Below are 6241 nucleotides of genomic sequence, written 5' to 3' on the forward strand. Positions count from 1 at the left end.
TCCCACGGCCGCCGCGCATCAGTAGGCCCCCTGCCCTTGCACCACGGCGCGCAGCGTCTTCCACAAGATCACCGTGTCCAGGGCGAGGGACCAGTCCTCCACGTACCGCAGGTCCAGGCGGACCGCCTCCTCCCACGAAAGGTCGCTGCGTCCGCTGATCTGCCACAGTCCGGTGAGCCCCGGCTTGACCTTCAGCCGGCGCCGGATGTCCGGGCCGTAGGCGGCGCACTCCTCCGGCAGCGGGGGCCGCGGGCCGACCAGCGACATCGACCCGGTGAGCACGTTGAACAACTGCGGCAGCTCGTCGAGCGAGTAGCGGCGCAGCACCGCGCCCACCCGGGTCACCCTTGGGTCCCGGCGCATCTTGAACAGCGGTCCCGCGCCCTCGTTGAGGCCGTCCAGCGCGGCGCGGGCACGGTCCGCGCCGGGGATCATGGTGCGGAACTTCCAGATGGTGAACTCGCGGCCGTCCTTGCCGACTCTGCGCTGCCGGTAGAACACCCCGCCCCGGCTGTCCGTCGCCACGAGCAGCGCGACCAGCAGCAGCAGCGGCGCGAACGCCATCAGCAGGATCAGCGCGCCGAGCCGGTCGACGACGCCCTTGACCGCGCGGCGGCCGCCGGTGAACGCCGGCATGCTGACCCGCAGCAGCGGTATGCCGAGGACCGCGTCGACGTGCAGCCGGGGCCCGGCCACCTCCATCAGCACCGGGGCGACGACCATCTCGGCGTCGGAGCCCTCCAGGTTCCACGACAGCCGCTGCAGCCGGTCCGGCGACCAGTGCGGGTCGGGGGTGACGGCGACGACGCGGTAGCCGTCGCGGCGGACGTGGTCGGCGACGTCCGCCAGCCGTCCCACCACCGGCACCCCGTCCAGCCGGCCGCCGTCGGGTCCGGGGCCGTCCGTCACGCACACGGCGTCCACGCGCCAGCCCAGGTGCGGGTACTTGCGGGTGCGGGCGATCAGGTCGCGCACCGTGGCGGGGCTCCCGGCGGCGAGCACCGGGCGCAGACAGCGGCCCTCCTTGCGCTGCCGGTGCAGCCACAGGCGCAGCAGATAGCGCATCGTCATCGTGACGAGCGCGATCGCGGGGACCGCGACGAAGATCCAGAGTTTGATGTTGCGCGAGGTCAGGGCGATCCCGCCGAGCGCGAGCACGACGGTCGCCACGAAGAGCGAGCGGCCCAGCCGCCGGAACTCCTCGGCGCCCTGGCCGAGCACGGTCGGCGCCCACGACCGGCTCACCGCCAGCGCCCCCAGCACCAGCAGCCAGGTGCCGAAGGCGAGGATGCCCCACTTCTCGTGCCAGTCGGCGGCGTCCCGGACGCCGAAGAAGTTGCCGATCCCCGCGACGACGACGGCGGTGGTCACCGCGTCGCTCATGATCACGGTACGGCGGTACCGGTGCTCCCAGTCCGTCGTCCCCCGGTGTAACGCCCCGTCCGTCAGCCGGCCCCGTTCCGACGGGAACGGGCTGACCAATCCCCCTTGCCGCACAGAACCCCCCAGGTCCCCGGTGATGCGACGTGTGCGCCTGACACTGTTTCCGCCGGGGGCCCCACCCCCCGGACCGCGCTGTTCCTCGCCGAGGGAGACCCCCGCCTCCCGCGCCGGCAGGCCGGTTGCGGACGGACGAAGAACAACGTGAACAACCTGTCGCGGCGGCAGCGGCTCACGGCCGCGCCGGTACATCGAGCCGAGCGGACCTCACCGGCCCCCCGGGTGCGTCCCGCACCCGGGCCCCCCCGGGACCCAGCGGTGTGATCACCCCCATGTCCGGCGCCGTGGGCGAACCCTCCCGTGGCGTCGGACCTAAAGATCATTTAATCGGTCGCCCCGGGCCCGAACGGCCGAAGCAGGGTCAATCTAGACCATCGAGGCCGGGATGGAGAGAGGGTGTGGGGAAATTGTGTGTGGGCGATGTGGCCGGATACGGCGTCCGGGGTCCGTCCGTGCGGGTATCGCACAGCCGTCCCAACTCCCCTCCTTTGCCTGGGTGATGAGACGTACGCCCCCGCCGACGCCGTCTCGCCGCCCGCCCCGCGCACCCGTCGCGGCGGCGACCGCCGAGGTCCCGGCGCACGTGACGGGCGTGCGGGACCCCTGTCCCCGCCGAGGCGTGAGCGCCTCCCGCCCCCCGCCCGCCCTCCCCGCCCCGGGACCGGAATGCGGCCCACCGCCCCGTCGAACGCTTTCGTGCACGTTCCACGGATGTCCGAGATCCAACGGCTGAAGCACCCGTTCCGCCGGGCGCCTCCCGGTCTGCCGTCAGTCCCGGTCGTCGGTCGGCGCCACCGCGCCGCTTTCAGTCGTCCACCTCGATGAGGTAGTCCCGAAGTAGGTCATGGAGGTGGGGTTTTCGATGGTGAGGCCGTTCAGCTCCTGCCGCGGACCCCGCTCCCAAGGTGGAAACTGCCGGCCGCCCGCAAGAATGTGTCGGTCCTCGCGGTGAAACGAATATGTTCCGTGGGCACGGTCGTCCGCAGTGGGCGGGAGATCGGTGGTCGTCGTGCATGCGGCGAGGACGGGGGCCGTTCCGTCGCCGACCCGAGGCCCTCCTGTTCCCCTGCCTCCCAACGCCGGCTCAGATGGGGTACGCCGTGTGAATGTGGCCGTCGCGGATAACGACTTCGACGACGCTGGTCTCCCGGCCGCTGCCGTTCACACCTACGGGCTCGCCGTAGTCGAAGCGGTGCAGATGACTGTCCTGGCCCGCTCTGGCACGGGGGTTGGGGATCGCAGGGGTTCCGTCGACACCCTCCCGGAGCCGTCGGCCCAGGACGAAGTCGTCGCCGTCCCAGAAGAAGTCCTCGTAGAACTCACCAGGCAGTGAGGGCTCCGGTCCGGTCGGGTCGGCGTTGTCCCGCACCCGGTCCTGAGCGCCCGGTCCGTGCTGGCCCTCGATGTGGGCCTCACGTTGCTCGGTGATGCCGTGCCTGCTGTTCTCGCAGTTGACCAACCCCCAAGGGTCGGTCCAGCGAAGCGGGTCAGGGACGTACCCGTGGTGGTTCGGCGCTGGGGCAAGACCCAATGGATCCGAACTGATGTATCGAGCGTTAGCGGGGTCGTAGTAGCGGCGGAAGTTGTAGTGGAGGCCTGTTTCGCGGTCGTGGTACTGCCCCGGGAAGCGGAGAGGGCAGTCAACGGAGTCCGAAGAACCGGCCAGAGGTGTACCCCACAGAGTGGTGCGTGCCCGCCAGGCGATCCGGCCCTTGTCATCGACCAGTTCCGTGGGTGTGCCGACCACATCGGTGACGATGGCGTAGAAGCGGCGATCGACCTCGCTCTGGTCGAGCTGCGCCAGCGCGCGGTTGGTTCCGGGAGCCCACTCCCAGTTCCTGGTGGGGCCGCCGGCGGAATCGCTCTGTTCCACCAGGTGGGAACCGTCCCAGGTGAAGAAGGTTTCCTCTGCGGCCCGGCCGTCGTCGGACAGCCGGCGCTTGGCGACACGTCGGCCGAGACCGTCGTAAACATAAGTCCAGCGGCATCCTTCGGAGGTTGTGACCTGGACGAGCCGGTCCTCGGCGTCCCACGTGTAGGTCCGTTCCCGCATCCCTCCGGACAGCAGCTTGCGTGTCTGCCGGACAAGTCGCCCCTGCGGGTCGTGGACGTAGGTGACGTGGCCGGCCTTGCGGATGAGCGTTCCGTCGTGGATCCGTTCCCCCTGCGGGCCGCCCTCCGGCGTGTCGGCGCGGCTGACATTGCCTGCCGCGTCATAGGCGTAACGCTCGGCCCACCCGTTTGCGGTGACCGCCTCAACCCGGCCGAGGCGATCACGGGTGAACCGGCGGACGCCATGGGCCTGGTCCTCGATGGCGGTCAGGCTGCCGCCCTCTCCGTACGCGTAGGAGCGGTGCAGCAGCGTCCCGTCCAGGTCGTCCGAATCGGAGGCGGCTTCTGTGAGCACCGTCTGCCCGGTGATGCGGTGGCTCGCGTCCCACTCCTGGGTCAGTACCGCCGCATCCCCGAGCCGCCGCTCGATCTCGTGCCCCGACGCCCCGTAACCGAAGGACAGGTAGTTCCCGGCCATCCGTACCCGGACGGGGCGGTTGTTCGCGTCCCATTCCCAGCGGCTGACGACACCCGACGGAGTCCGCCGTTCCACCCGCCTGCCGAGAACGTCGTACGTCGTGTGCAGCGCGCGTCCGTCACACTCCTCGGTGACGACACGGCCCGCCGCGTCGCGTGTGAGGGTGAGAGCGGTGTCGGGCGTGACCGCCGCGACCAACTGGCCGGCGGCGTCGTAGGCGAAGGTGACGACTTCCCCTTCGGAACGCCGCTCCACGACCCGTCCGCACGCATCACGCACGTAAGTGGTGGTCTCGCCCGCGCCGTTGGTGCGCCGGACCAGACGACCCGCCGCGTCGTAGGCGTAGGAGACGGTGCGCCCGTTGAAGTCGGTCTCGCTCACGAGACGGCCCGCTGGGTCGTACTTGTAGGTCCACACCGCGCCCGACGCGCTCGTCACGGAGGTGAGCCGCAGTTCTGTGTCGTACGCGAACCACGTCGTCGAGCCGTCAGCCTCCGTACGGGCCCGCAACCGGTCGAAATGGGTGATGGTGTGGGTGGTGCTTTGTCCGTCGGTGCCGGTGTAACGGACGACGTTGCCCTCACCGTCGTATGACCAGCTCTCGCTGCTGCCGTCGGCCATGACCCGCTTGACCGGCTGCCCCTCCACCGTCCAGGTGGTGCTGGTCGTCCCGCCCGTGGCGTCGACGGATTCGACGATACGCCCGAAGGCGTCACGTGTGACCCGGCTCGTCCCGCCCAGCGGCGCCGTGACGGACTCAGGCAGGCCTAGCGGACCGGACTTGACACGGTGGGTCGCTCCCAAAGCGTTGGTCACGGAGAGAAGCGCACCGGAGGCGTCATGAGCATAAGTGGTGACGGCGCCGTCGGCGTCGACTGTCGCTGTTGGGTGGCCGTGTTCGTCGTACGCGTAACCGCGCCTGCCACCGGTCGGCAGGGTGATCCACAGGGGGCGGTCGAAATCGTCGTACTCACAGGTCGTTGTCGTGCCGTCGGGCCGGACCACAGAGGTGAGATTGCCGCGCTCGTCGTAGGTGAAGCGGGACGTGTGGCCCAGCGGATCCGTCCGCGAGAGCAGCCGGTTGTAAGCGTCCCATTCGGCATGCGTGGTATTACCGGGCGGATCGGTCTGGGCGACCACCTGCCCGCGCTCGTTGTACTGGTACGTCGTGGTGTGGCCCAGAGAGTCGGTGTAGCGCGTCTCGCGGGCTTCGGAGTCGTAGGCGATCGCGCAGGAGAGGAATCCGTTGACCCCGTCACCTCGTACGCACCGGTCCTGATGGTCGTAGGTGAAGCGGTACCAGGACTCGTTGCGGTCGGTCCAGGATGTGATGCGTCCCTGGACGTCGTAGGTGAACCTGAGCGGCAGTCCGCTGGAGTTGTAGGTCTCGGTGAGGTGCCCTTCAGCGCTGTACACGTAGCGCAGCAGTGTCGTCCCTTCGATTCCGTCCGCCTTGTGGCACAGCCGCAGCCCGACGATCCGGTCACCCTCGGTGTCGATGCGTATACGACGGCCGCCGGAGTCGTGAACGGCGACGGGGGCGCCGGATTCGTCCCGATCGAAGTTGATCCGTCGCCCGCCGCGGTCGGTCACCGCAGCCAGCGGAAGGGTAAACGCCTCCTGTGCGGCGACGGGCGCGGTGGGCGGAGCGAAGTGACGGGTGCGACCCGATGCCGGATCGGTGATGCGAATGGGTACGCCGGGTGTGCCGTCCCAGTGCAGGGGCCAGCGCGGTCCCTCCAGCGGCATGACCGAAGTGCCTGGTGCGGGTACGGGATACACGAGAATCATGCCGTCCTCGGACGCGAAGACGGCGCCTTTCTCGTCCAGTTCGAGACGCTCGTCGAGCGTCGATGCCCAGGACGGACCGAACCATCGGCCCCAGCGGTACGTCGACAGATGCGTGCGCCGCAGGACGACGGGGAGGAGTCCGGGAAGGCTGACATCGGTCTCTTCCATGATCATCTCACCGGAGACCATGTCGACAGGATCGCCGTTCTTGCAGCGACCCTTGGCAGGCTTGCTCTTGCTGACGGCGTCGTCCGCTCCCTTGCGCAGCCCCCGTCCCAGCCCTTTCGCCATGGCCTTGAGCCCGCCTGTGCCGAGTGCCTTGAGCCCTTTGGCGAGTCCGCCGAGGGTGGTCAGGCCTTTCATGCCGGGTATGCAGTCCAGCGCCGCCAGTCCCACGTCCCATAGCGACGCCTGGCCTTT

General features: G+C 69.5%; 2 protein-coding genes. Both read right to left on the reverse strand.

Going from position 1 to position 6241, the window contains the following annotated elements; all coding sequences use genetic code 11:
• Window positions 1-18: 18 nt before the first annotated feature.
• On the reverse strand, window positions 19-1497 hold the full coding sequence (locus tag ACIQ8B_RS26910) for a sugar transferase (protein ID WP_403550284.1): 1479 nt from the start codon (window positions 1495-1497) through the stop codon (window positions 19-21).
• A 1087-nt stretch (window positions 1498-2584) separates the two neighbouring features.
• The gene (locus tag ACIQ8B_RS26915; RefSeq protein ID WP_403550286.1) at window positions 2585-6217 is read right to left on the reverse strand and encodes a DUF6531 domain-containing protein; all 3633 of its coding nucleotides are present in this window, start codon (window positions 6215-6217) and stop codon (window positions 2585-2587) included.
• Window positions 6218-6241 lie beyond the last annotated feature (24 nt).

Origin of the sequence: Streptomyces sp. NPDC096105 (genome assembly GCF_044763335.1) — a bacterium.
Classification (GTDB): domain Bacteria; phylum Actinomycetota; class Actinomycetes; order Streptomycetales; family Streptomycetaceae; genus Streptomyces.